Source organism: Maribacter sp. (assembly GCA_020629415.1).
Lineage (GTDB): Bacteria > Bacteroidota > Bacteroidia > Flavobacteriales > Flavobacteriaceae > Maribacter > Maribacter huludaoensis.
Genome location: JAHDDL010000025.1, coordinates 1 through 21,728 on the forward strand (window position 1 = coordinate 1; position 21,728 = coordinate 21,728).

Consider the following 21,728-nt stretch of genomic DNA (forward strand, 5'->3'; position numbering starts at 1 on the left):
AAGACTGGTGATACGATGTCTGATGAAAAGCATCCGATAGTATTGGAGAGTATGGACTTCCCAGAGCCGGTAATTGGTATTGCTGTGGAGCCAAAGACCAAAGCTGATGTTGATAAATTAGGTATGGCTTTAGGTAAGTTAGCTGAAGAAGATCCTACGTTTACCGTAAGAACTGATGAAGCTTCTGGACAAACGATTATATCTGGTATGGGTGAGCTTCACTTGGATATTATTGTTGACCGTTTAAAAAGAGAATTTAAAGTAGAGGTAAGTCAAGGTGAGCCTCAGGTAGAATACAAGGAGGCTTTAACTAAAACAGCTTCACACAGAGAGACGTATAAGAAACAATCTGGTGGACGTGGTAAGTTTGGTGACATTGTATTTGAAATGGGTCCTGCGGATGAGGATTTTGATGGTGAAGGATTGCAATTCGTTGATGAAATCAAGGGTGGTCGTATTCCAAAAGAATTTATTCCATCTGTAGAAAAAGGATTTACTGTTGCTATGCAAAATGGTCCTTTGGCCGGTTATGAAATGGATTCAATGAAAGTTGTACTTAAGGATGGTTCTTTTCACCCTGTTGATTCTGATGCGCTTTCTTTTGAACTGGCTGCAAAGATGGGTTACAAAGCTGCCGGTAAAGCAGCAGGTGCCGTTATTATGGAGCCAATCATGAAGTTAGAAGTTATTACCCCTGAAGAAAACATGGGTGATATCGTTGGAGATTTAAATAGACGTAGAGGTACCATTGGTGATATGAGTGATAGAGCTGGGGCAAAAGTTGTTAAAGGTACAGTTCCATTATCTGAAATGTTCGGATATGTAACTTCTTTGAGAACATTGTCTTCTGGTCGTGCAACTTCAACAATGGAATTTTCACACTATGCAGAAACTCCTTCTAATATTTCGGAGGAAGTTATTAAAGCAGCAAAAGGTATAACAGCATAAATTTAGGACATGAGTCAGAAAATTAGAATAAAACTAAAATCTTACGATCACAATTTGGTGGATAAGTCTGCTGAAAAGATTGTAAAAACGGTAAAGACTACCGGTGCTGTTGTAACAGGACCAATTCCTTTGCCAACACACAAAAAGATATTTACAGTTTTGCGTTCACCGCACGTAAATAAAAAGTCTAGAGAGCAGTTCCAATTGAGTTCTTATAAGAGGTTATTGGATATTTATAGTTCTTCGTCTAAAACTATTGATGCACTTATGAAGTTAGAGCTTCCTAGTGGTGTTGAAGTAGAGATTAAGGTGTAATGCAATACCTGACCTTGTAAAGGGTTGGGTGACATGTCCTAAGCTGCGTGCGAGGGAAAAACGGATAAAAATAATTTAGGGTTAAATTATTTTGACCCTATTTTTTTGAGTTGAATTTAATAAGTAATAATTAATATAAATAAGTATGTCTGGGTTAATAGGAAAGAAAGTAGGCATGACCAGTATTTTTGACGAGAATGGAAAAAACATTCCATGTACCGTTATTCAAGCTGGACCATGTGTAGTTACCCAAGTCAGAACCGAAGAGGTCGACGGGTATAGTGCCCTTCAACTTGGTTTCGATGACAAGGCAGAAAGTCGTGCTATTAAGGCTGAATTAGGCCATTTTAAAAAAGCAGGTGCTTCTCCTAAGAAAAAAGTCGTTGAGTTCCGAGATTTTGAAGGTGAATTTAAATTAGGTGACACCGTAGGTGTTGATGTTTTTGCTGAAGGACAGTTTGTAGATGTTATTGGTACGTCTAAAGGTAAAGGTTTTCAGGGTGTTGTAAAACGTCATGGATTCGGTGGTGTTGGTCAAGCAACACATGGTCAGCATAATAGACTTAGAGCTCCTGGTTCTATTGGTGCGGCGTCATATCCGGCAAGAGTATTTAAAGGTATGAAAATGGCCGGTAGAATGGGTACTGATCGTGTAACAGTTCAGAACCTTAGAGTTTTAAAAGTAGTTCCTGAAAAAAATCTTTTAGTAGTAAAAGGTTGTGTTCCGGGCCATAAGAATGCTTATGTAACCATACAAAGGTAGATGTAATGAAGATAGCAGTTTTAGATATTAAAGGAAAAGACACAGGTAGAAAGGCAGACCTTTCTGATGATGTTTTTGCTATAGAGCCTAATGATCACGCGGTTTACCTAGATGTAAAGCAGTATTTAGCTCATCAAAGACAAGGTACTCACAAAGCAAAGGAAAGAGCTGAGATCGCTGGTAGTACAAGAAAAATTAAGAAGCAAAAAGGTACAGGTACTGCAAGAGCAGGTAGTATTAAATCACCAGTTTTTAGAGGTGGTGGTAGAATATTTGGACCAAGACCTAGAGATTATAGTCAAAAGTTAAATAAAAACTTAAAGCGTTTGGCAAGAAAATCTGCATTGACTTTAAAGTCTAAAGAAAATGCGATTTTGGTAGTTGAAGACTTTGATTTTGATACTCCAAAAACTAAAGATTTTATTCAGGTTTTAAAGACTTTAGGTCTTGAGAATAAAAAGTCTTTAATAGTGTTGGGTGATTCAAATAAAGGTGTATATTTGTCTTCGCGTAATTTTAAGGGCTCAGAAGTTATAACTAACTCAGAATTAAGTACTTACAAAATTCTTCATGCAAATAGTGTGGTGTTGTTAGAAAGCTCTTTAGAAGGAATTGAATCGAATTTAAATAAACAATAATATCATGAGTGTGTTGATAAAGCCAATTATAACGGAAAAAATGACTGCTGATAGCGAGTTGAACAACCGTTATGGATTCGTAGTTGACCCTAAGGCTAATAAATTGCAGATTAAAGATGCGGTTGAGGCTACTTATGGTGTTTCTGTGAAGAAGGTTCGTACAATGAATTACGGTCCTTCAAGAAAATCCAGATATACAAAAACTGGTGTGCAACATGGTAAGACGAACGCTATTAAAAAAGCCATCGTTGATGTTGTAGAAGGTGATATTATCGATTTTTACAGTAATCTATAAAGACAAGAAATGTCAGTTAGAAAATTAAAACCAATCACTCCAGGACAGCGTTTTAGAGTAGTAAATGGATTTGACGCCATTACTGCTGATAAGCCGGAGAAGAGCTTGCTTGCTCCGTTAAAAAAGTCCGGAGGTAGAAACAGTCAAGGAAAAATGACTATACGCCAAAAAGGTGGTGGTCATAAGAGAAGGTATCGTGTAATAGATTTTAAAAGGGATAAGCAGGATGTTGCTGCAACCGTTAAAACTATAGAGTACGATCCAAATAGAACTGCATTTATTGCTCTTTTGGAATATGCGGACGGTGAAAAGCGTTATGTAATCGCTCAAAACGGTTTACAGGTTGATCAGCAGGTTTCTGCCGGTGCTACTGTAGCTCCTGAGATCGGTAATGCGTTGCCATTGAGTGAGATTCCATTAGGTACTATAATTTCGTGTATTGAGTTAAGACCTGGTCAAGGTGCTGTTATGGCTCGTAGTGCAGGTACCTTTGCTCAATTAATGGCAAAAGACGGTAAGTTCGTTACTGTTAAAATGCCATCTGGTGAAACTAGATTAATTCTTTCAGGTTGTATGGCAACTATTGGTGCCGTATCTAACTCAGATCATCAATTATTGGTATCAGGTAAGGCTGGTAGAAGTAGATGGTTGGGTAGAAGGCCTAGAACTAGACCGGTAGCTATGAACCCTGTCGATCATCCAATGGGTGGTGGTGAAGGTAGAGCTTCAGGTGGTCATCCAAGATCGAGAAACGGAATACCTGCTAAAGGATTCAGGACTCGTTCTAAGACCAAGAGTACCAATAAGTATATAATCGAACGTAGAAAGAAATAAAAAAGTAGAAAGAAATGGCACGTTCACTAAAAAAAGGACCTTACGTTCACTATAGTTTGGAAAAGAAAATCCAGCAAAGTGTATCATCCGGTAAGAAAGCGGTAATTAAAACTTGGTCTAGGGCATCTATGATCACTCCTGATTTTGTTGGGATGACAATAGCGGTGCACAACGGAAAACAATTTGTACCTGTTTTTGTAACAGAAAACATGGTAGGACATAAACTTGGGGAATTTTCACCAACTAGATCTTTTAGAGGTCATGCAGGTGCGAAAAACAAAGGAAAAAAGTAAGCTATGGGAGTTCGTAAAAAACAGATGGCCGAAAGAATAAAGGCTGAGAAAAAGATGGTAGCTTTCGCTAAGTTGAACAACTGTCCTACTTCACCTAGGAAAATGCGTTTGGTCGCAGATTTAATTCGCGGTGTAAAAGTAGAGCAAGCTTTGGCGATATTAAGATTCAATCCTAAGGAGGCATCTAGAAAGTTGGAGAAATTGTTGCTTTCTGCTTTAGCAAATTGGCAAGCGAAGAATGAAGAGGCTAGTTTAGAGGATGCTGATTTAATCGTAGCTGAGATTAGAGTAGATAGTGGTGCAATGTTAAAGAGATTGCGTCCTGCTCCACAAGGTAGAGCACATAGAATTAGAAAACGTTCAAACCATGTTACATTGGTTTTGGGGTCAAAAAACATAACAGAAAACTAGAATGGGACAGAAAACAAATCCAATAGGAAATCGTCTAGGAATCATTAGAGGTTGGGAATCTAACTGGTATGGTGGTAACGATTACGGAGATAAATTGGCTGAGGATGATAAAATACGTAAGTATATTCATGCGAGACTTTCTAAGGCTAGTGTTTCAAGAGTTATAATTGAACGTACTCTTAAGTTGATCACTGTTACTGTAACTACTGCAAGACCTGGTATTATTATCGGTAAAGGTGGTCAGGAAGTTGATAAGTTAAAAGAGGAGTTGAAAAAAATCACCAATAAGGAGGTTCAAATCAACATTTTTGAAATAAAGAGACCGGAGCTTGATGCTAATTTAGTAGCGGCAAGTGTTGCTCGTCAAATTGAAAGTAGAATTTCTTTTAGAAGAGCTATAAAAATGGCAATCGCTGCAGCAATGCGTATGAATGCCGAAGGAATAAAGATTCAAATCTCTGGTAGATTAAACGGTGCTGAAATGGCTCGTTCCGAATCTTATAAGGATGGTAGAATTCCATTATCTACCTTTAGAGCGGATATTGATTATGCTTTACAGGAAGCTCAAACTACGTATGGTAAACTTGGTATAAAAGTTTGGATTATGAAGGGTGAGGTATATGGTAAAAGAGATTTATCCCCGTTAGTAGGAATGCAAAAAGATTCTTCTAAAGGTGGTAAGCAAGAAGGTGGAAGAAAACAACGTCGTAGAAAGTAATTTTTTAAAGAACTAAAGTAATGTTACAACCGAAAAGAACGAAGTTCCGTAAGATGCAGAAAGGCCGTATGAAAGGTCTTGCTGGAAGAGGACACCAACTTTCAAATGGTATGTTCGGTATAAAAAATGTTGATGATGCTGCATTTTTAACTTCACGCCAAATAGAAGCTGCGCGTATCGCTGCTACTAGATTTATGAAAAGAGAAGGTCAATTGTGGATTAAAATATTTCCGGATAAGCCTATTACCAAAAAGCCATTAGAGGTACGTATGGGTAAAGGTAAAGGTGCTCCAGAATATTTTGTAGCTGTGGTTAAGCCTGGTAGAATTATGTTCGAAGTGGCCGGAGTTCCTATGGAAGTAGCAAAAGAAGCTTTAAGATTAGCGGCTCAGAAACTTCCTGTAAAAACAAAATTCATTGTAGCTCGTGATTACGAGGCTGGAAATTAAACGTAAGTAATAATGAAAAAACAAGAGATTAAAGAAATGTCTGTGGAAGGACTTACGGAGAAATTGGCCGAGTACAAGAAGCAGCATGCAGATTTGAAAATGGCACATTTTGTAACTCCGTTAGAAAATCCGCTTCAGATTAGAAAAGTAAGGAGAACGGTAGCAAGATTAGCTACTGAATTAACTAATAGGGAGAACCAATAACTGGTGGGCTTTATGGAGAAAAGAAATTTAAGAAAAGAAAGAGTAGGAGTTGTCACTAGTAATAAAATGGAGAAATCTATTGTTATTGCGGAAGTGAAAAGAGTAAAACATCCTATGTACGGTAAATTCGTTTTGAAGACAAAGAAATATGTTGCGCATGACGAAAAGAACGATTGTAACATTGGTGATACTGTAAAGATCATGGAAACTAGACCTATGAGTAAAACCAAATGTTGGAGATTAGTAGAAATCTTAGAAAGAGCTAAATAAGTTATGTTACAGCAAGAATCTAGACTAAAAGTAGCGGATAACACAGGGGCAAAGGAAGTTTTAACTATCCGTGTTCTTGGTGGTACCAAAAGAAGGTATGCTTCAATAGGTGACAAAATTGTTGTTACTGTAAAAGAGGCAACTCCAAACGGAGGTATCAAGAAAGGTGCGGTTTCAACTGCTGTTGTAGTTCGTACAAAGAAAGAGGTTAGAAGACCAGATGGGTCTTATATCAGATTTGATGATAACGCTTGTGTGTTATTGAATCCTGCCGGAGAAATGAGAGGAACTCGTGTTTTTGGACCTGTAGCAAGAGAGCTTAGGGATAAGCAGTTCATGAAGATTGTATCATTGGCCCCAGAGGTATTATAATATAACGGACAAGATGAAAAAGTTAAAAATCAAAACAGGAGATACGGTAAGAATTACTGCTGGTGATCATAAAGGTACCGAAGGTAAAGTTTTACGCGTTAATCTTGAGAAAAATAAAGCCATCGTAGAAGGTGCCAATATGGTATCTAAACATGAGAAGCCAAGTGCTAAGAATCCTCAAGGTGGTATTGTAAAAAAAGAAGCTTTAATCCATATTTCTAACTTGGCCTTGATCGACAGTAAAACTGGCGAAGTAACAAGAGTAGGTTACGAGATGAGGGATGGTAAAAAAGTTAGGGTTTCCAAAAAATCCAATGAAGTAATTTAGTTATGGCATACGTTGCAAGATTAAAGAAAGAGTATAAGGAGCGAATTGTTGCTGCCCTTACCGAAGAGTTTGGTTACAGTAATGTAATGCAGGTTCCTAAGTTAGAAAAAATAGTAATGAGTAGAGGTGTAGGAGCTGCTGTTGCTGACAAAAAACTTATTGACCATGCAATTGATGAAATGACAATGATAACTGGTCAAAAGGCCGTTGCTACCATGTCAAAGAAAGATGTTGCTGCCTTTAAGTTAAGAAAAGGTATGCCTATTGGTGCAAAAGTTACACTAAGAGGTGAGCGCATGTATGAGTTTTTGGATCGTTTGGTTACTTCTGCTTTACCACGTGTTAGGGATTTTCAAGGTATCAAAGCTACCGGTTTTGATGGTCGTGGAAATTACAACCTAGGTGTAACAGAGCAAATTATATTTCCAGAAGTTAATATTGATAAGATCAATAGAATCAATGGTATGGATATTACATTTGTAACATCTGCAAATACGGATAAAGAAGCGAAATCATTATTAACAGAATTAGGTTTACCTTTTAAAAAGAATTAGTATGGCTAAGGAATCAATGAAAGCCCGTGAAAGAAAAAGGGAAAAGACTGTAGCAAATTATGCTGAGAAACGTAAAGCTTTGAAAGAAGCTGGAGATTACGAAGCACTACAAAGATTACCTAAAAATGCATCTCCGGTACGTTTGCATAACAGATGTAAATTAACTGGAAGGCCTAAAGGTTACATGAGAACTTTTGGTATTTCAAGGGTAAAATTCAGAGAGATGGCTAACGCTGGTTTAATACCAGGAGTTAAGAAAGCTAGCTGGTAAATAAAGAATTATTAATGGATTCAGGTTTGGTGAAATTGCCAAAAACCGTTTCCGAATTATATTTATATGGTAACAGATACTATTGCAGATTACCTAACGAGAGTTAGAAACGCGAGTAGAGCGGGACATAGGGTTGTTGAAATCCCTGCGTCGAATCTAAAGAAAGAAATTACTAAAATATTATTCGACCAAGGATATATTTTAAGTTACAAGTTCGAAGAAAGTAAAGTTCAGGGTTCTATTAAAATAGCCTTGAAATATGATAAGCTTACAAAAGAACCTGTTATCAAGAAAATACAGCGTATTAGTAAGCCTGGTCTTAGAAAATATGCGGGAAGCGAAGATTTGCCTCGTGTATTGAATGGTTTAGGTATTGCAATCGTTTCTACATCTCATGGTGTAATGACTAGCAAGCAGGCAAAGGCAGAGAAAGTTGGTGGTGAAGTTTTATGCTACGTTTATTAATTGATAAAAGATTTAGAAAATGTCTAGAATAGGTAATAATCCAGTCGCAATTCCTGAAGGGGTTACAGTTGAAATCAACGACAACATCATTTCTGTGAAAGGAAAGTTAGGTGAGTTGACTCAAGAGTTCTCGGGAGTATCGATAAAAGTAGAAGACGGACAGGTTTTTGTAACAAGGCCTTCTGATTCTAAGGAGCATAAAGCAAAGCATGGTCTTTATAGATCACTTATCACCAATATGGTAGAAGGTGTTTCTAGAGGATGGACCAAAGAATTAGAACTAGTTGGTGTAGGTTATAGAGCAAGTAATCAAGGACAAAAACTTGATTTGGCTTTAGGTTTTTCACACAACATTGTTTTTGACTTGGCACCAGAGGTGAAAGTTGAGACTATATCAGAAAAGGGTAAGAATCCTATCGTAAAGCTGACTTCTCATGATAAGCAATTAGTTGGTCATATAGCAGCGAAAATCAGATCTTTCCGTAAGCCAGAGCCATACAAAGGGAAAGGTATCAAGTTTGTAGGTGAAATATTAAGAAGAAAAGCTGGTAAGTCAGCTTAATAATAGGATATTATGGGATTATCAAAAACACAAAGAAAATTAAGAATCCGTCGTAGAATTCGTAAGGTTTCTTCTGGAACTGCAGCTAGGCCAAGGTTATCTGTATTTAGAAGTAATAGCGAAATTTACGCTCAAGTTATAGACGACGTTAAAGGAGTCACTTTGGTATCTGCTTCTTCAAGAGATAAGGATATTGCAAAAGTAAAAGGAAATAAAACCGAGATTGCTGCTTTGGTTGGTAAAACAATCGCTGAGAAATCTGTAAAAGCTGGTTTGGATAAAGTAGCTTTTGATAGAGGGGGTAATTTGTATCATGGTAGAGTTAAGTCTCTAGCTGAAGGTGCAAGAGAAGCAGGTCTAAAATTCTAATATACTAGTATGTTCCAAAAATATAAAAACGTAGAAACTGTTAAGCCAGGTGGTTTAGATTTAAAAGATAAATTAGTTGGTATTCAACGTGTAACTAAGGTAACAAAAGGTGGTAGAGCATTCGGTTTTTCTGCAATTGTTGTTGTAGGTGATGAAAATGGTGTTGTAGGTCACGGTTTAGGTAAATCTAAAGAAGTTGCTACTGCAATTGCTAAAGCAATTGAAGATGGTAAAAAGAATTTAGTACGTATACCTTTGAACAAGGGTACTTTGCCGCATGAGCAAAAAGGTAAATTCGGTGGGGCTAGAGTATATATTCAGCCTGCATCTCATGGTACCGGTGTAATTGCCGGTGGTGCCGTAAGATCGGTACTTGAATCAGTTGGTGTTCATGACGTATTGTCTAAGTCTCAAGGGTCTTCAAACCCGCATAATGTTGTGAAAGCTACTTTTGATGCTTTATTGCAACTTAGAGATGCAAAAACCATTGCAACACAAAGAGGTGTTTCTTTAGAAAAAGTATTTAAAGGCTAAGAGGAAAATTATGGCAAAGATTAAAGTTACACAGGTAAAAAGTGGAATTAAGAAACCTCAAAATCAAAAAAGAACTTTAGAGGCTCTTGGTTTAAAAAGAATTGGTCAGGTAGTAGAGCATGATGATACTCCTAACATTCTTGGAATGATAAATAAAGTTAAACATTTAGTTTCTACAGAGGAAGCTTAAATATAGGATAAAATGGGTTTACATAGTCTACAGCCTGCAGAAGGTTCAGTTAATAGAGACGGAAAACGCCTTGGAAGAGGTCAAGGTTCTGGTAAAGGAGGAACTGCTGCAAGAGGTCATAAAGGAGCAAAATCAAGATCTGGTTATTCTAAGAAAATTGGTTTTGAAGGTGGTCAAATGCCTTTGCAACGTCGTGTACCTAAGTTTGGTTTTACGAATATCAATCGTAAAAATTACCAAGGTATCAACTTAGAGAAGTTACAGGAGCTTGTTGATAATAAAGTTATTGACAACGAGGTTACTTTGGACATTTTAATTGAGAATGGTTTAGTTGGTAAAAATGATTTAGTGAAAATTTTAGGAAATGGCGAGTTAAAGGCTACTCTTAAAGTTTCGGTACATAAATTTACAGCATCTGCCAAAGCAGCAATTGAAGCAGCAGGTGGTGAAGCAATAAGTTTGTAAGCATAAACGAAAGCATGAAGAATTTTATTGATACAATATCCAATATTTGGAAAATAGAAGAGCTAAGAAATAGAATTCTTATTACTTTAGGTCTTTTGTTGGTTTATCGTTTTGGTTGTCAAATCGTACTTCCAGGTATAGATTCAACGCAGCTAGGTGGTTTAACGGATAGTACTGACCAAGGTATTTTTGGTCTTTTAAATGCATTTACAGGAGGAGCTTTTGCTAACGCTTCTGTTTTTGCATTAGGTATCATGCCATACATATCTGCATCTATCGTAGTCCAGTTGATGGGTATTGCAATTCCTTATCTTCAGAAGTTGCAAAAGGAAGGAGAGAGCGGTCGTAAGACTATAAATCAAATTACTAGATGGTTGACCATTGGTATTTGTATTGTTCAAGCTCCAGCCTATTTGTATGGTTTAGAGGCTTTCGGTGTTAGGGATAGTGCTTTTTTATTAGGGAAAGGACTTGATTTTATGGTACCGGCCGTGATTATTTTGGTTACCGGTACTGTATTTGCTATGTGGTTAGGTGAGAAAATTACCGATAAAGGTATTGGTAACGGTATTTCCTTGTTAATAATGATCGGTATTATTGCTACAATGCCACAGTCCTTTGTTCAGGAATTTATTTCAAGAACAACTAATAATAATGGTGGACTAATGTTTATATTGATTGAGGTGATTGTTTGGTTCTTGGTAATATTGGCCTGTATTCTTTTAGTTATGGCTACAAGACAAATTCCTGTTCAATATGCAAGAAGAACTGCTTCTGGCGGTTATGAAAAAAACATTATGGGTTCTAGACAGTACATACCTTTAAAGTTAAACGCTTCTGGAGTTATGCCAATAATTTTCGCACAGGCAATTATGTTTGTGCCGGGAATGATAGGTGGAGCTTTTGATGATACTTCATTTGGACAATGGATGCAGGTTCAGTTTAGTGATATTTTTGGATGGGCTTATAATTTATTGTTTGCAATCTTGATTATAATATTTACATATTTCTATACTGCAATTACAGTCCCTACCAATAAGATGGCAGATGACCTAAAAAGAAGCGGTGGTTTTATTCCCGGAATACGTCCCGGAAAAGAAACTGGAGATTATTTAGATAAGATTATGTCTTTAATAACGTTACCTGGATCTATTTTCTTAGCTTTGCTGGCTATTTTACCGGCGATAGTGGTAAAATTGATGGATGTTCAAGCCGGATGGGCGTTATTTTATGGTGGTACCTCTCTTTTAATTATGGTTGGTGTCGCTATTGATACAGTGCAACAGGTAAATTCATATTTGTTGAATAGACATTATGATGGTTTAATGAAAACCGGTAAAAATAGAAAAGTAGCATAATTTATGGCTAAGCAGGCAGCAATAGAACAAGATGGATCTATTATCGAGGCATTATCAAATGCAATGTTTCGTGTAGAGTTGGAAAATGGACATGTGGTAACAGCACATATATCAGGTAAGATGCGTATGCACTATATAAAGCTTTTACCTGGAGACAAGGTTAAATTGGAGATGAGTCCTTATGACCTTACTAAAGCAAGAATTACATATAGATACTAAGATACAAGATGAAAGTAAGAGCATCAGTTAAGAAGAGAAGTGCCGACTGCAAGATTGTTCGCAGAAAAGGCAGGTTGTACGTAATCAACAAAAAGAATCCTAGATTTAAACAAAGACAAGGGTAGTTATGGCAAGAATCGCAGGTATAGATATACCAAAACAAAAAAGAGGTGTAATCGCCTTAACCTATATTTTCGGAATTGGAAGAAGTAGGTCACAAGAAATATTAAGTAAAGCCCAAGTTAGCGAAGATACTAAGGTTTCTGATTGGAATGATGATGAAATAGGTCGTATCAGGGAAGCTGTTTCTGAATTTGTAATTGAAGGTGAATTACGTTCAGAGACTCAGTTGAACATTAAGCGTTTAATGGATATTGGCTGTTATAGAGGAATTCGTCACAGGTCAGGTTTACCTTTAAGAGGTCAACGAACCAAGAATAATTCTAGAACTAGAAAAGGAAAGCGTAAAACAGTTGCTAACAAGAAGAAAGCAACTAAATAATAATTAGGTATGGCAAAGGCAAATACTAAAGTTACCAAGAAACGTAAAGTTATAGTAGATTCTGTTGGAGAGGCTCATATTAGTGCTTCTTTTAACAACATCATTATCTCTCTAACCAATAAAAAGGGAGATGTTATTTCTTGGTCATCTGCCGGTAAATTAGGTTTTAGAGGTTCTAAGAAAAATACACCTTATGCTGCACAGGTTGCTGCAGAAGATTGTTCTAAAGTTGCTCACGAAGCAGGTTTAAGAAAGGTTAAGGTATATGTAAAAGGTCCTGGTAATGGAAGAGAATCAGCAATAAGATCTTTACATAATGCTGGTATCGAAGTAACGGAAATCATTGATGTTACTCCAATGCCGCATAACGGATGTAGACCTCCAAAAAGAAGAAGAGTTTAATTAACTAGTAATATTTCACCGAAAGTGTAATTACGATTATCGAAGGATAAGCCTTAATTCATAATCTCACTTTCTAATTTAAAGAAAATGGCAAGATATACAGGACCAAAATCAAAAATCGCCCGTAAGTTTGGCGAAGCAATTTTCGGAGATGATAAATCTTTCGAAAAAAAGAATTACCCTCCAGGACAACACGGTAATAACAGAAGAAGAGGAAAGAAATCTGAATATTCTGTTCAGTTGATGGAAAAGCAAAAAGCTAAATATACCTATGGTATTTTAGAGAAGCAATTTAGAAACCTATTCCAGACTGCAAAGAGAAAAGAAGGTGTTGCAGGTGAAATTTTACTTCAATTATGTGAGTCTCGTTTAGATAACGTGGTTTATAGAATGGGTATTTCTCCAACAAGAAGTGGTGCAAGACAATTAGTATCTCATAGACACATTACGGTAAATGGAGAGTTGGTAAACATACCTTCTTATTCATTGAAAGCAGGAGATGTTGTTGGTGTTAGGGAGAAATCTAAATCATTACAAAGTATACAAGATTCATTAGCTGCCAGTAGTGCAGTCTATGAGTGGATTTCTTGGAACAGTGAAAAGAAAGAAGGTACTTATGTTACCGTTCCTGAAAGATTACAGATTCCAGAAAATATCAAAGAACAATTAATCGTGGAGTTATACTCTAAATAAACAATACCGATCCAATTATGGCATTATTTAATTTTCAGAAACCCGATAAAGTAATAATGATCGATTCCTCTGATTTCGAAGGTAAATTCGAATTTCGCCCTTTGGAACCTGGTTATGGATTAACTGTTGGGAATGCATTAAGACGAGTATTGCTTTCTTCTTTAGAAGGTCATGCAATTACTTCGGTTAGGATTGATAAGGTAGAGCATGAGTTTTCTACCATACCTGGCGTTGTTGAAGATGTAACAGAGATTATATTAAACTTGAAACAAGTTCGTTTCAAAAAGCAAATAGAAGATTCAGAAGCTGAAGTTGTTTCAATTTCTGTTAGCGGTAAGAACCAATTAACTGCAGGTGATTTTCAAAAGTTTATTTCTGGTTATCAAGTATTGAATCCAGATTTAGTGCTTTGTAATATGGATGACAAAGTTAGCATCAATATGGAAATTACTATTGAAAAAGGCAGAGGTTATGTTCCTGCAGAGGAAAATAAAAAATCTGGCGCACCATTAGGTACTATTGCTGTAGATTCTATTTTTACACCTATTAAAAACGTAAAGTATAGTATAGAAAATTTTCGTGTAGAGCAAAAGACGGATTATGAAAAGTTAGTCTTTGAAATATCTTCTGATGGATCAATACATCCAAAAGATGCTTTAACGGAAGCTGCAAAAGTTCTTATTCATCACTTCATGTTATTCTCTGACGAGCGCATTACATTAGAAGCTGATGAAATTGCTCAAACAGAGACTTATGATGAAGAGTCTTTACACATGAGACAGTTATTAAAGACTAAATTAGTGGACATGGATCTTTCTGTTCGTGCTCTAAACTGTTTAAAAGCGGCTGAAGTTGATACTTTAGGTGATTTAGTTTCTTTTAATAAGAATGATTTAATGAAGTTCAGAAACTTCGGTAAGAAATCTTTGACTGAACTTGAAGAGCTTGTAATTAACAAGGGCTTAAGTTTTGGTATGGATTTATCAAAATATAAATTAGATAAAGATTAATTAATCATATTTTGCTCCTCGGTCTAACGAGTTTGGTAGCAAGATGATAAAATAAAAACATGAGACACGGTAAAAAAATTAACCACTTAGGTAGAAAAACTGCCCATAGAAAGGCAATGTTAGCTAACATGGCTTGTTCTTTGATCGAGCATAAAAGAATTAACACTACAGTTGCTAAAGCGAAAGCTTTAAAACAATTTGTAGAGCCTTTGATCACTAAGTCAAAAGCTGAAAATAATGTTAGTGCTGAGAAAGGTACGCACAACAGACGTATCGTTTTTAAAAACCTACGTGATAAGAACGCTGTTACAGAATTGTTCAGTGTAGTATCTGAAAAGGTTGCAGATAGACCAGGTGGTTATACTAGAATTATAAAATTAGGTAATCGTTTAGGTGATAATGCTGATATGGCAATGATAGAATTGGTTGATTTCAACGAATTGTACAACGCTGGCAAACCTAAGAAGAAATCTACAAGAAGAAGTAGAAGATCAAGTGGAAGCGATGCTGCTGCCGTTTCTTCTGAGAAAGAAACCAAAGTAGAAGAAGCTCAAAATGAAACAGAAGCTAAGACAGATGATTCTAAGGAATAAAATTGTCGATAAATATTAATAATGAAAAGGGATAAGCTTTCTAGCTTATCCCTTTTTTTATGTTTTTTTGTGAACGAATAAATTATAAGACTAAAATGAAATATCAGGCAAAGAGAAAAGCTATTATATTACTTGCAGATGGGACTATCTTTTATGGAAAATCTGTGGGGGATAAGGAAGGTACCGCTTTTGGAGAAGTATGTTTCAATACCGGAATGACAGGATATCAAGAGATATTTACCGACCCTTCTTATTTTGGACAAATTATGGTTACCACTAATGCCCATATAGGTAATTATGGAGTTAATGCAGAGGAAGTAGAATCAGAATCCATAAAGATTTCTGGATTAGTTTGTAGAAATTTCAGTTATGAATATTCAAGGCCTTTGGCAGATGATAGTTTACAAGGTTTTTTAGAAAAAAATGAGTTGTTTGCCATTTCTGATGTAGATACGCGTGCCTTAGTTAGTTACATAAGGGATAACGGGGCTATGAATGCCGTAATTTCTACTGATGTTGAGAATGTTGAGGAATTGAAAAATCGCCTTAAGGAGGTGCCTAGTATGGAAGGTTTGGAGCTTGCATCTAAAGTTTCAACTAAAGAACCCTATTTTGTTGGTGATGAGAATGCAACTTTTAAAATTGCTGCACTGGATATAGGTATTAAGAAAAACATACTAAGAAACCTTGTGAAGCGTGGAGCATATGTTAAGGTGTTTCCTTACAATAGTAGCTTTGAAGAAATGTCTTCTTGGAATCCGGATGCTTTTTTTATTTCAAATGGACCTGGTGATCCGGAACCATTGGTGGACGCCATTGCCGCAGTTAAAAAAATGATTCAAACTGATAAACCTTTATTTGGTATTTGTTTAGGGCATCAAGTTTTGGCATTGGCAAACGGGGTTTCTACTTATAAAATGCATAATGGGCATAGGGGAATAAATCACCCTATTTTAAACCTAATAACAGGAAAAGGAGAAATTACTTCTCAAAATCATGGTTTTGCAATAAATAGGGAAGAAACGGAAGCTAACGATAATTTGGAAATTACACATACACACCTTAATGATCAAACTGTAGCTGGTATTCGTATGAAAAATAAAGATGTATTTTCAGTTCAATATCATCCAGAGGCAAGTCCAGGACCACATGATGCTGACTATCTTTTTGATGATTTTTTTAAATTAATTGAGAAAAGTGCAAAACATAACGAAATAGTTTAAATAAACATTAAATTATTGGGAAATCTAATGTGTAAATAAACCCATTGATTTTCCCGTTTCGTATCTTTACTTTTTCAAACAAACAACAAATAAAAAGATTAAAAATGAGTATTATTTTAAATGTTCACGCAAGACAGATATTGGATTCTAGAGGTAATCCTACTGTTGAAGTAGATGTAGTTACAGAAAATGGTGTAATGGGTAGAGCGGCGGTTCCTTCTGGTGCTTCTACTGGTGAGCATGAAGCTGTTGAGTTACGTGATGGAGGTGAAACTTTCATGGGCAAAGGTGTCATGAAAGCTGTAGATAATGTAAATAGTGTTATTGCTGAAGAAATTTTAGGAATGAGCGTGTTCGATCAAAACCTATTAGATCAAACTATGATAAATTTAGATGGTACGCCTAATAAATCTAAATTAGGAGCTAACGCAATATTAGGGGTTTCTCTTGCTGCTGCCAAGGCTGCTGCAAACGAATTGGGACTTTCACTTTTTAGATATATTGGTGGTGTTAGCGCAAATACGTTACCGGTACCAATGATGAACATTATAAACGGTGGTTCTCATTCAGATGCACCTATCGCATTCCAAGAATTTATGGTTATGCCTGTTAAGGCAAAAAGTTTTTCGCACGCCATGCAAATGGGGACGGAAATTTTCCATAACCTTAAAAAGGTTTTACATGACCGTGGACTTAGTACCGCAGTAGGTGATGAAGGTGGTTTTGCACCAAACCTTGCCGGTGGTACTGAAGATGCTTTGGATACTATTGCTAAAGCGGTCAAAAACGCTGGTTATACCTTAGGTGATGATGTTATGATAGCATTGGATTGTGCTGCGGCAGAATTTTTTGTGGATGGTAAATATGACTATACTAAATTTGAAGGTGAATCTGGTGTAATTAGAACATCTGAAGAGCAGGCACAGTATTTGGCCGATCTAAGCGCCAAGTATCCTATTATCTCTATTGAGGACGGTATGGATGAGAATGATTGGGATGGTTGGAAATCCTTGACTGAAAAAATTGGTGATAAGGTTCAATTAGTTGGTGATGATTTATTCGTAACTAATGTAGAGCGTTTATCTACAGGTATAGAAAAAGGTATTGCAAATTCAATTTTGATAAAAGTAAATCAAATTGGTACCTTGACAGAGACAATTGCAGCTGTTAATATGGCAAAGAATGCGGGTTATACTTCAGTAATGTCACACCGTTCCGGTGAAACGGAAGATAATACTATAGCAGATTTAGCGGTTGCCTTAAATACAGGTCAAATAAAAACAGGTTCAGCTTCAAGATCTGACCGTATGGCCAAGTATAACCAACTACTTCGTATTGAGGAAGAATTAGGAAGTACGGCTTACTACCCTCAAGAAAAGGCTTTTAAATTAGGTTGATTTTTAAGAATAATAATTAATTAAGCCTTTCTTTCTAGAAAGGCTTTTTTTTTGGCATACTTCAAAACTTTAACTACCTTTTGAGAATAAATCAATATTAATCTCTCTTTGTTAGCGTATGAATAATTTTCTTTTTGTTTCCGCAGAGAATGACGCCATTCCTGATTGTAAAGCTGGTGGAATGGGTGACGTTGTCAGGGATGTTCCTAGGGAAATATCAAAGCGAGATGATAGGGTTCATGTAGTTGTGCCTTCTTATTCTAGACTACATAAAAACGGGATCTTTAAAACAAAACTTGAATTTAGTCTTAGGGGTGTACCATATTCTGCCGAATTATATGAAGTTATTCCAAAAAGAGTAGATAAGAATATAACACATTATGTTATACATCATCCTGAAATTACAGAAGGAGGTATAGCGCATATTTATCATGATGATCCAACAGAGCCTTTTTTTAATGATTTTATAAAGTTCATTATATTTTGTACCGCTACGGCCGAGGCTATTAAAATAAAGGCATTTGGTGATTTGGATATTGTGCATATGCACGATTGGCATTCTGCGGCGCTTTTGTTTATAAAAAGATATCATCCGCAGTACCAAGATTTGAAAAAGGTAAGATATGTATACACTATCCACAATTTAGCGATACAAGGGATACGTCCTTTTTATAACAATTACGCATCTGTCAACAATTGGTTTCCTGAAATTCAATTGGATCACAGGACTTTGATGGATCCTCGCTACCAAGATTGCATTAATTTAATGGCTGTTGGCATTCGTTTTGCCGATGCGGTACATACAGTTTCACCATCTTACAAAGAAGATGTTCTTTTGCCTAGTAGAAGACCGGAGTTTATAGGAGGAGAAAGTTTAGAACAGGATTTGATCAATGCAAACAATGAAGGTAGACTTTTTGGCATTTTAAATGCAAGTAACTATGGCAATATTAGAGAAGCGGAAAAGGGATTGTTATATAGAAATACGGTAAAGGCAATTTTTAGATGGCTTCAAGAAAACTCAAAAAAATACAAAGCTGATTTTCTTGCCCATACCGGTGAAAAAATTATGCAGTTGGTGGACAATAGACCAAAATTTATTGTGTCTAGTGTGGCTAGGCTTACGGAACAAAAATTTTATTTTTTAAAACGATCTCCGGAAGCTTTTGAGAAAATGCTCTCAAGATTAAATGATATAGATGGCATATTCATATTATTGGGTACAGGTGACCCAGATTACGAAGAGTTTTTTCGTCATATGAGTTATCATCATAAAAATTTCGTATTCACGAATGGGCAATCTGAAGATTTAATAGACTCTATGTATTTAGAGACCGATTTATATTTTATGCCTAGTTTGTTTGAGCCATGCGGTATTAGCCAAATGTTGGCAATGAGAAATGGTAATCCATGTTTGGTTCATCATACAGGCGGTCTTAAAGATACCGTGGAACATTTAAAAACAGGCTTTGCTTTTAGCGGTGACACCTATGATGAGCAAATTACCAATATGGTGAATAGTTTTGATGAAGCCTTGACTATTTGGGAAAATGATAAAACTGCTTGGAAAAAAATTAAGGCCAACGCTAAAAAAGTTCGTTTCACTTGGGAAAAATCATTAGATGCCTATTACGAGTCATTATATCTGTTGTAATGAAAGCCTTTCATAGTACTTATTGTTAATTTTACCCAAAACAGATTTGTGAAATTGGTAGACCAATCCTGTTTTGTTAACTTTACGAGAAGTATATAAAACGTAAAAATAAAAATGTCAGACAAAGCTATTTTAGAATATAATGGTGAAAAATTCGAGTTTCCTATTATTAAAGGAACCGAAAATGAACTTGCAATCGATATCAAATCATTGCGTTCGGTAACCAAAGGAATTATAACTATTGATCCAGGTTATAAAAACACAGGATCGTGTGAAAGTGCAATTACTTTTTTAGATGGCGAGAAAGGTATTTTACGTTACAGAGGGTACTCAATAGAAGAATTAGCTGAGAAAGCGGATTTCTTGGAAGTTGCTTATGCATTAATATTTGGAAATTTACCAAATAAAGAAGAGCTGTCTAAATTTCATAAGGATATTAAAGACGAATCTCATGTAGATGAAGAAATGAAAAAGATATTGGATGGTTTTCCAAAATCTGCTCACCCAATGGGTGTTTTGTCATCGTTAACCAGTGCGTTGATTGCATTTAACCCATCTACGGTAGATGTAAGTTCAGATGAAGATATGTACCATGCCATTGTGCGTATTTTAGCTAAATTCCCAGTTCTTGTAGCTTGGACTTTGCGTAAAAAGAAAGGACTTCCTTTAGATTATGGAGATGATAGTTTAGGCTATGTAGAGAACATTCATAAAATGATGTTCAAGCGTCCTAACCAAGATTATAAACAAAACAAGGTTGTCATAGAGGCATTGGACAAATTATTGATTTTGCATGCGGATCATGAGCAAAACTGTTCTACTAGTACAGTTCGTATCGTTGGGTCTTCACATGCCGGTTTGTTCGCATCTTTATCTGCCGGTATTTCTGCACTTTGGGGACCATTGCACGGTGGTGCCAATCAAGCGGTATTAGAAATGCTTGAGGCTATTGAAGCTGATGGTGGCGATACTAAAAAGTATATGGCTAAAGCTAAGGATAAATCTGACCCGTTCAGATTAATGGGCTTCGGTCATAGAGTATACAAAAACTTTGATCCCCGTGCCAAAATTATTAAAGTTGCTGCAGATGAGGTGTTAGCTGATCTAGGAATAGATGATCCTATTTTGGATATTGCAAAAGGCCTGGAAAAAGAAGCGCTTGAAGATCAGTATTTTGTAGATAGAAAATTATACCCGAATGTGGATTTCTATTCAGGTATTATATATAGAGCTTTAGGTATACCAACAGAAATGTTTACGGTAATGTTCGCTCTTGGTAGATTGCCAGGGTGGATCGCTCAGTGGAGAGAAATGAGGTTGAACGGTGAACCGATCGGTAGGCCAAGACAAGTTTATGTTGGTGAAAATTTAAGACCTTTTGTCGAACTTGATAAAAGGTAGATTGCTACCGTTAATAAAAAAACAAAAAGCTCTTTTAATTTTTAAAGGGGCTTTTTTTTTGTGCCAGTTTTAATTCAGATTTAAATAAATACAAATGTTACAGTTAAATATTAACGACGAAATTTCACCTTTGAAAGCCGTTGTTTTAGGAATAGCCAAAAGTTCTGGACCAACACCAACTTTGGAAGAGGCTTATGATCCAAAATCTGCAGAACATATTAAAGCGGGTACATACCCCGTTGAAGCTGATATGATTGCAGAAATGGAAGCTTTTAGAAAGGTTTTTGAGAAGTATGATGTTAAGGTCTTTAGACCTGAAGTTCTTGAAGATTGTAATCAAATATTTACTAGGGATATAGCTTTTGTAATAGAAGATAAATTAATAAAAGCCAATATACTGCCTGATCGAGAACAAGAGGTTGAGGCAATACTACATGTTTTGGATAAAATTGATGACAATAATATATTAACTCCGCCAGAAGATGTTCATGTTGAAGGAGGTGATGTAATGCCTTGGAACGATTATATTTTTGTAGGTACCTATACCGCAAAAGATTATCCTTCTTTTATTACAGCAAGAACAAATAAGGCAGCTGTTGATTACTTGAAAAAACAATTTCCGCATAAAACGGTTAAATCATTCGAACTAAGAAAATCTAACACCGTAGCTAAAGAGAATGCGCTGCATTTAGATTGTTGTTTTCAGCCTTTGGGTAACGGAAAAGCTATTATACATAAAAACGGGTTTTTAATAGAGGAAGAGTACCAGTGGCTGGTTGATTTTTTTGGTAAGGAAAATATTTTTGAGATAGATGCAAATGAAATGTACCATATGTATAGTAATGTTTTTTCCATATCGCCAGATGTAGTCGTTTCTGAAAAAAACTTTACACGTTTAAACAATTGGTTGCGAGAGCAAGGCTTTACGGTAGAGGAAATACCGTACGCAGAAATATCAAAACAAGAAGGGTTGTTGCGTTGTAGTACATTACCCTTGATCAGATCATAATTCATAAAACAACAACAAT

At 36.1% G+C, this 21,728-nt stretch carries 34 protein-coding genes and 1 pseudogene; all 35 read left to right on the forward strand.

Going from position 1 to position 21,728, the window contains the following annotated elements:
- Nucleotides 1–948: pseudogene (fusA, locus tag QZ657_RS11120) on the forward strand (elongation factor G); the annotation flags it as partial.
- Nucleotides 949–957: 9 nt separating this feature from the next.
- Nucleotides 958–1,263: a 30S ribosomal protein S10 gene (gene rpsJ / locus QZ657_RS11125; RefSeq protein ID WP_007094989.1), complete on the forward strand. Its 306-nt coding sequence runs from the start codon at nucleotides 958–960 to the stop codon at nucleotides 1,261–1,263.
- Between the two features lie 145 nt (nucleotides 1,264–1,408).
- Nucleotides 1,409–2,026: a 50S ribosomal protein L3 gene (rplC, locus tag QZ657_RS11130; RefSeq protein ID WP_036152131.1), complete on the forward strand. Its 618-nt coding sequence runs from the start codon at nucleotides 1,409–1,411 to the stop codon at nucleotides 2,024–2,026.
- Between the two features lie 5 nt (nucleotides 2,027–2,031).
- A complete protein-coding gene (gene rplD / locus QZ657_RS11135; RefSeq protein WP_276471663.1) occupies nucleotides 2,032–2,664 on the forward strand; it encodes a 50S ribosomal protein L4 in 633 nt (210 codons plus the stop codon).
- A 4-nt stretch (nucleotides 2,665–2,668) separates the two neighbouring features.
- A complete protein-coding gene (gene rplW, locus QZ657_RS11140; RefSeq protein ID WP_036152136.1) occupies nucleotides 2,669–2,959 on the forward strand; it encodes a 50S ribosomal protein L23 in 291 nt (96 codons plus the stop codon).
- A 9-nt stretch (nucleotides 2,960–2,968) separates the two neighbouring features.
- On the forward strand, nucleotides 2,969–3,793 hold the full coding sequence (rplB, locus tag QZ657_RS11145; RefSeq protein ID WP_276471664.1) for a 50S ribosomal protein L2: 825 nt from the start codon (nucleotides 2,969–2,971) through the stop codon (nucleotides 3,791–3,793).
- A gap of 14 nt (nucleotides 3,794–3,807) precedes the next feature.
- Nucleotides 3,808–4,086: a 30S ribosomal protein S19 gene (rpsS, locus tag QZ657_RS11150; protein ID WP_027064825.1), complete on the forward strand. Its 279-nt coding sequence runs from the start codon at nucleotides 3,808–3,810 to the stop codon at nucleotides 4,084–4,086.
- Nucleotides 4,087–4,089: 3 nt separating this feature from the next.
- Nucleotides 4,090–4,497 (forward strand): 50S ribosomal protein L22, encoded by a 408-nt coding sequence (gene rplV / locus QZ657_RS11155; protein ID WP_073242600.1) that lies wholly within the window; start codon nucleotides 4,090–4,092, stop codon nucleotides 4,495–4,497.
- Between the two features lies 1 nt (nucleotide 4,498).
- Nucleotides 4,499–5,215, forward strand: coding sequence for a 30S ribosomal protein S3 (gene rpsC, locus QZ657_RS11160; RefSeq protein WP_027064823.1), 717 nt, complete (start codon nucleotides 4,499–4,501; stop codon nucleotides 5,213–5,215).
- Between the two features lie 20 nt (nucleotides 5,216–5,235).
- Nucleotides 5,236–5,664, forward strand: coding sequence for a 50S ribosomal protein L16 (rplP, locus tag QZ657_RS11165; RefSeq protein ID WP_036152144.1), 429 nt, complete (start codon nucleotides 5,236–5,238; stop codon nucleotides 5,662–5,664).
- Nucleotides 5,665–5,676: 12 nt separating this feature from the next.
- The gene (rpmC, locus tag QZ657_RS11170) at nucleotides 5,677–5,868 is read left to right on the forward strand and encodes a 50S ribosomal protein L29 (RefSeq protein ID WP_036152146.1); all 192 of its coding nucleotides are present in this window, start codon (nucleotides 5,677–5,679) and stop codon (nucleotides 5,866–5,868) included.
- A 12-nt stretch (nucleotides 5,869–5,880) separates the two neighbouring features.
- Complete coding sequence (gene rpsQ, locus QZ657_RS11175) at nucleotides 5,881–6,138, forward strand: 30S ribosomal protein S17 (protein WP_027064820.1); 258 nt, start codon at nucleotides 5,881–5,883, stop codon at nucleotides 6,136–6,138.
- Nucleotides 6,139–6,141: 3 nt separating this feature from the next.
- Complete coding sequence (gene rplN / locus QZ657_RS11180) at nucleotides 6,142–6,510, forward strand: 50S ribosomal protein L14 (protein WP_027064819.1); 369 nt, start codon at nucleotides 6,142–6,144, stop codon at nucleotides 6,508–6,510.
- A gap of 13 nt (nucleotides 6,511–6,523) precedes the next feature.
- The gene (rplX, locus tag QZ657_RS11185) at nucleotides 6,524–6,838 is read left to right on the forward strand and encodes a 50S ribosomal protein L24 (RefSeq protein WP_276471665.1); all 315 of its coding nucleotides are present in this window, start codon (nucleotides 6,524–6,526) and stop codon (nucleotides 6,836–6,838) included.
- A 2-nt stretch (nucleotides 6,839–6,840) separates the two neighbouring features.
- A complete protein-coding gene (gene rplE / locus QZ657_RS11190) occupies nucleotides 6,841–7,392 on the forward strand; it encodes a 50S ribosomal protein L5 (protein WP_276471666.1) in 552 nt (183 codons plus the stop codon).
- Between the two features lies 1 nt (nucleotide 7,393).
- The gene (gene rpsN, locus QZ657_RS11195; protein ID WP_291966943.1) at nucleotides 7,394–7,663 is read left to right on the forward strand and encodes a 30S ribosomal protein S14; all 270 of its coding nucleotides are present in this window, start codon (nucleotides 7,394–7,396) and stop codon (nucleotides 7,661–7,663) included.
- Between the two features lie 66 nt (nucleotides 7,664–7,729).
- Nucleotides 7,730–8,128 (forward strand): 30S ribosomal protein S8, encoded by a 399-nt coding sequence (gene rpsH / locus QZ657_RS11200; protein WP_076547392.1) that lies wholly within the window; start codon nucleotides 7,730–7,732, stop codon nucleotides 8,126–8,128.
- A 19-nt stretch (nucleotides 8,129–8,147) separates the two neighbouring features.
- Entirely contained in the window at nucleotides 8,148–8,690 is a 543-nt protein-coding gene (gene rplF, locus QZ657_RS11205; protein ID WP_291966945.1) for a 50S ribosomal protein L6, read from the forward strand.
- A 12-nt stretch (nucleotides 8,691–8,702) separates the two neighbouring features.
- Entirely contained in the window at nucleotides 8,703–9,059 is a 357-nt protein-coding gene (rplR, locus tag QZ657_RS11210) for a 50S ribosomal protein L18 (RefSeq protein WP_058103818.1), read from the forward strand.
- Nucleotides 9,060–9,068: 9 nt separating this feature from the next.
- Nucleotides 9,069–9,593: a 30S ribosomal protein S5 gene (rpsE, locus tag QZ657_RS11215; protein WP_058103817.1), complete on the forward strand. Its 525-nt coding sequence runs from the start codon at nucleotides 9,069–9,071 to the stop codon at nucleotides 9,591–9,593.
- A gap of 10 nt (nucleotides 9,594–9,603) precedes the next feature.
- Complete coding sequence (gene rpmD, locus QZ657_RS11220) at nucleotides 9,604–9,783, forward strand: 50S ribosomal protein L30 (protein WP_027064811.1); 180 nt, start codon at nucleotides 9,604–9,606, stop codon at nucleotides 9,781–9,783.
- A 12-nt stretch (nucleotides 9,784–9,795) separates the two neighbouring features.
- Nucleotides 9,796–10,248: a 50S ribosomal protein L15 gene (gene rplO / locus QZ657_RS11225; protein ID WP_291966948.1), complete on the forward strand. Its 453-nt coding sequence runs from the start codon at nucleotides 9,796–9,798 to the stop codon at nucleotides 10,246–10,248.
- Nucleotides 10,249–10,262: 14 nt separating this feature from the next.
- Entirely contained in the window at nucleotides 10,263–11,606 is a 1,344-nt protein-coding gene (gene secY / locus QZ657_RS11230; protein WP_036152165.1) for a preprotein translocase subunit SecY, read from the forward strand.
- A 3-nt stretch (nucleotides 11,607–11,609) separates the two neighbouring features.
- Nucleotides 11,610–11,825, forward strand: coding sequence for a translation initiation factor IF-1 (infA, locus tag QZ657_RS11235; RefSeq protein ID WP_013305172.1), 216 nt, complete (start codon nucleotides 11,610–11,612; stop codon nucleotides 11,823–11,825).
- Between the two features lie 8 nt (nucleotides 11,826–11,833).
- Nucleotides 11,834–11,950, forward strand: a complete 117-nt coding sequence (gene ykgO, locus QZ657_RS11240) for a type B 50S ribosomal protein L36 (protein ID WP_013305171.1) — start codon at nucleotides 11,834–11,836, stop codon at nucleotides 11,948–11,950.
- A gap of 2 nt (nucleotides 11,951–11,952) precedes the next feature.
- Entirely contained in the window at nucleotides 11,953–12,327 is a 375-nt protein-coding gene (gene rpsM, locus QZ657_RS11245; RefSeq protein WP_133672059.1) for a 30S ribosomal protein S13, read from the forward strand.
- A gap of 9 nt (nucleotides 12,328–12,336) precedes the next feature.
- Nucleotides 12,337–12,729, forward strand: a complete 393-nt coding sequence (gene rpsK / locus QZ657_RS11250; RefSeq protein ID WP_036152169.1) for a 30S ribosomal protein S11 — start codon at nucleotides 12,337–12,339, stop codon at nucleotides 12,727–12,729.
- An 87-nt stretch (nucleotides 12,730–12,816) separates the two neighbouring features.
- Entirely contained in the window at nucleotides 12,817–13,422 is a 606-nt protein-coding gene (gene rpsD / locus QZ657_RS11255) for a 30S ribosomal protein S4 (RefSeq protein WP_276471670.1), read from the forward strand.
- Nucleotides 13,423–13,439: 17 nt separating this feature from the next.
- Nucleotides 13,440–14,432 carry a DNA-directed RNA polymerase subunit alpha gene (locus QZ657_RS11260; protein WP_276471671.1) on the forward strand — a complete coding sequence of 331 codons (993 nt, stop codon included), beginning with the start codon at nucleotides 13,440–13,442 and terminating at the stop codon, nucleotides 14,430–14,432.
- Nucleotides 14,433–14,491: 59 nt separating this feature from the next.
- Complete coding sequence (rplQ, locus tag QZ657_RS11265; RefSeq protein WP_291966953.1) at nucleotides 14,492–15,025, forward strand: 50S ribosomal protein L17; 534 nt, start codon at nucleotides 14,492–14,494, stop codon at nucleotides 15,023–15,025.
- 95 nt (nucleotides 15,026–15,120) lie between these two features.
- Complete coding sequence (gene carA, locus QZ657_RS11270) at nucleotides 15,121–16,248, forward strand: glutamine-hydrolyzing carbamoyl-phosphate synthase small subunit (RefSeq protein WP_291966955.1); 1,128 nt, start codon at nucleotides 15,121–15,123, stop codon at nucleotides 16,246–16,248.
- A 104-nt stretch (nucleotides 16,249–16,352) separates the two neighbouring features.
- Complete coding sequence (gene eno, locus QZ657_RS11275; protein ID WP_291966957.1) at nucleotides 16,353–17,645, forward strand: phosphopyruvate hydratase; 1,293 nt, start codon at nucleotides 16,353–16,355, stop codon at nucleotides 17,643–17,645.
- Between the two features lie 118 nt (nucleotides 17,646–17,763).
- Nucleotides 17,764–19,299 (forward strand): glycogen synthase, encoded by a 1,536-nt coding sequence (locus QZ657_RS11280; protein ID WP_291966959.1) that lies wholly within the window; start codon nucleotides 17,764–17,766, stop codon nucleotides 19,297–19,299.
- Nucleotides 19,300–19,413: 114 nt separating this feature from the next.
- The gene (locus QZ657_RS11285; RefSeq protein ID WP_276471676.1) at nucleotides 19,414–20,700 is read left to right on the forward strand and encodes a citrate synthase; all 1,287 of its coding nucleotides are present in this window, start codon (nucleotides 19,414–19,416) and stop codon (nucleotides 20,698–20,700) included.
- A gap of 94 nt (nucleotides 20,701–20,794) precedes the next feature.
- A complete protein-coding gene (locus tag QZ657_RS11290; RefSeq protein ID WP_291962555.1) occupies nucleotides 20,795–21,709 on the forward strand; it encodes a dimethylarginine dimethylaminohydrolase family protein in 915 nt (304 codons plus the stop codon).
- The last annotated feature ends 19 nt before the right edge of the window (nucleotides 21,710–21,728 follow it).

Bases quoted from the DNA above. Each gene is read 5' to 3' on its own strand.
- rpsJ (WP_007094989.1), top strand. From the start codon at position 958: ATGAGTCAGAAAATTAGAATAAAACTAAAATCTTACGATCACAATTTG.
- rplC (WP_036152131.1), top strand. From the start codon at position 1,409: ATGTCTGGGTTAATAGGAAAGAAAGTAGGCATGACCAGTATTTTTGAC.
- rplD (WP_276471663.1), top strand. From the start codon at position 2,032: ATGAAGATAGCAGTTTTAGATATTAAAGGAAAAGACACAGGTAGAAAG.
- rplW (WP_036152136.1), top strand. From the start codon at position 2,669: ATGAGTGTGTTGATAAAGCCAATTATAACGGAAAAAATGACTGCTGAT.
- rplB (WP_276471664.1), top strand. From the start codon at position 2,969: ATGTCAGTTAGAAAATTAAAACCAATCACTCCAGGACAGCGTTTTAGA.
- rpsS (WP_027064825.1), top strand. From the start codon at position 3,808: ATGGCACGTTCACTAAAAAAAGGACCTTACGTTCACTATAGTTTGGAA.
- rplV (WP_073242600.1), top strand. From the start codon at position 4,090: ATGGGAGTTCGTAAAAAACAGATGGCCGAAAGAATAAAGGCTGAGAAA.
- rpsC (WP_027064823.1), top strand. From the start codon at position 4,499: ATGGGACAGAAAACAAATCCAATAGGAAATCGTCTAGGAATCATTAGA.
- rplP (WP_036152144.1), top strand. From the start codon at position 5,236: ATGTTACAACCGAAAAGAACGAAGTTCCGTAAGATGCAGAAAGGCCGT.
- rpmC (WP_036152146.1), top strand. From the start codon at position 5,677: ATGAAAAAACAAGAGATTAAAGAAATGTCTGTGGAAGGACTTACGGAG.
- rpsQ (WP_027064820.1), top strand. From the start codon at position 5,881: ATGGAGAAAAGAAATTTAAGAAAAGAAAGAGTAGGAGTTGTCACTAGT.
- rplN (WP_027064819.1), top strand. From the start codon at position 6,142: ATGTTACAGCAAGAATCTAGACTAAAAGTAGCGGATAACACAGGGGCA.
- rplX (WP_276471665.1), top strand. From the start codon at position 6,524: ATGAAAAAGTTAAAAATCAAAACAGGAGATACGGTAAGAATTACTGCT.
- rplE (WP_276471666.1), top strand. From the start codon at position 6,841: ATGGCATACGTTGCAAGATTAAAGAAAGAGTATAAGGAGCGAATTGTT.
- rpsN (WP_291966943.1), top strand. From the start codon at position 7,394: ATGGCTAAGGAATCAATGAAAGCCCGTGAAAGAAAAAGGGAAAAGACT.
- rpsH (WP_076547392.1), top strand. From the start codon at position 7,730: ATGGTAACAGATACTATTGCAGATTACCTAACGAGAGTTAGAAACGCG.
- rplF (WP_291966945.1), top strand. From the start codon at position 8,148: ATGTCTAGAATAGGTAATAATCCAGTCGCAATTCCTGAAGGGGTTACA.
- rplR (WP_058103818.1), top strand. From the start codon at position 8,703: ATGGGATTATCAAAAACACAAAGAAAATTAAGAATCCGTCGTAGAATT.
- rpsE (WP_058103817.1), top strand. From the start codon at position 9,069: ATGTTCCAAAAATATAAAAACGTAGAAACTGTTAAGCCAGGTGGTTTA.
- rpmD (WP_027064811.1), top strand. From the start codon at position 9,604: ATGGCAAAGATTAAAGTTACACAGGTAAAAAGTGGAATTAAGAAACCT.
- rplO (WP_291966948.1), top strand. From the start codon at position 9,796: ATGGGTTTACATAGTCTACAGCCTGCAGAAGGTTCAGTTAATAGAGAC.
- secY (WP_036152165.1), top strand. From the start codon at position 10,263: ATGAAGAATTTTATTGATACAATATCCAATATTTGGAAAATAGAAGAG.
- infA (WP_013305172.1), top strand. From the start codon at position 11,610: ATGGCTAAGCAGGCAGCAATAGAACAAGATGGATCTATTATCGAGGCA.
- ykgO (WP_013305171.1), top strand. From the start codon at position 11,834: ATGAAAGTAAGAGCATCAGTTAAGAAGAGAAGTGCCGACTGCAAGATT.
- rpsM (WP_133672059.1), top strand. From the start codon at position 11,953: ATGGCAAGAATCGCAGGTATAGATATACCAAAACAAAAAAGAGGTGTA.
- rpsK (WP_036152169.1), top strand. From the start codon at position 12,337: ATGGCAAAGGCAAATACTAAAGTTACCAAGAAACGTAAAGTTATAGTA.
- rpsD (WP_276471670.1), top strand. From the start codon at position 12,817: ATGGCAAGATATACAGGACCAAAATCAAAAATCGCCCGTAAGTTTGGC.
- QZ657_RS11260 (WP_276471671.1), top strand. From the start codon at position 13,440: ATGGCATTATTTAATTTTCAGAAACCCGATAAAGTAATAATGATCGAT.
- rplQ (WP_291966953.1), top strand. From the start codon at position 14,492: ATGAGACACGGTAAAAAAATTAACCACTTAGGTAGAAAAACTGCCCAT.
- carA (WP_291966955.1), top strand. From the start codon at position 15,121: ATGAAATATCAGGCAAAGAGAAAAGCTATTATATTACTTGCAGATGGG.
- eno (WP_291966957.1), top strand. From the start codon at position 16,353: ATGAGTATTATTTTAAATGTTCACGCAAGACAGATATTGGATTCTAGA.
- QZ657_RS11280 (WP_291966959.1), top strand. From the start codon at position 17,764: ATGAATAATTTTCTTTTTGTTTCCGCAGAGAATGACGCCATTCCTGAT.
- QZ657_RS11285 (WP_276471676.1), top strand. From the start codon at position 19,414: ATGTCAGACAAAGCTATTTTAGAATATAATGGTGAAAAATTCGAGTTT.
- QZ657_RS11290 (WP_291962555.1), top strand. From the start codon at position 20,795: ATGTTACAGTTAAATATTAACGACGAAATTTCACCTTTGAAAGCCGTT.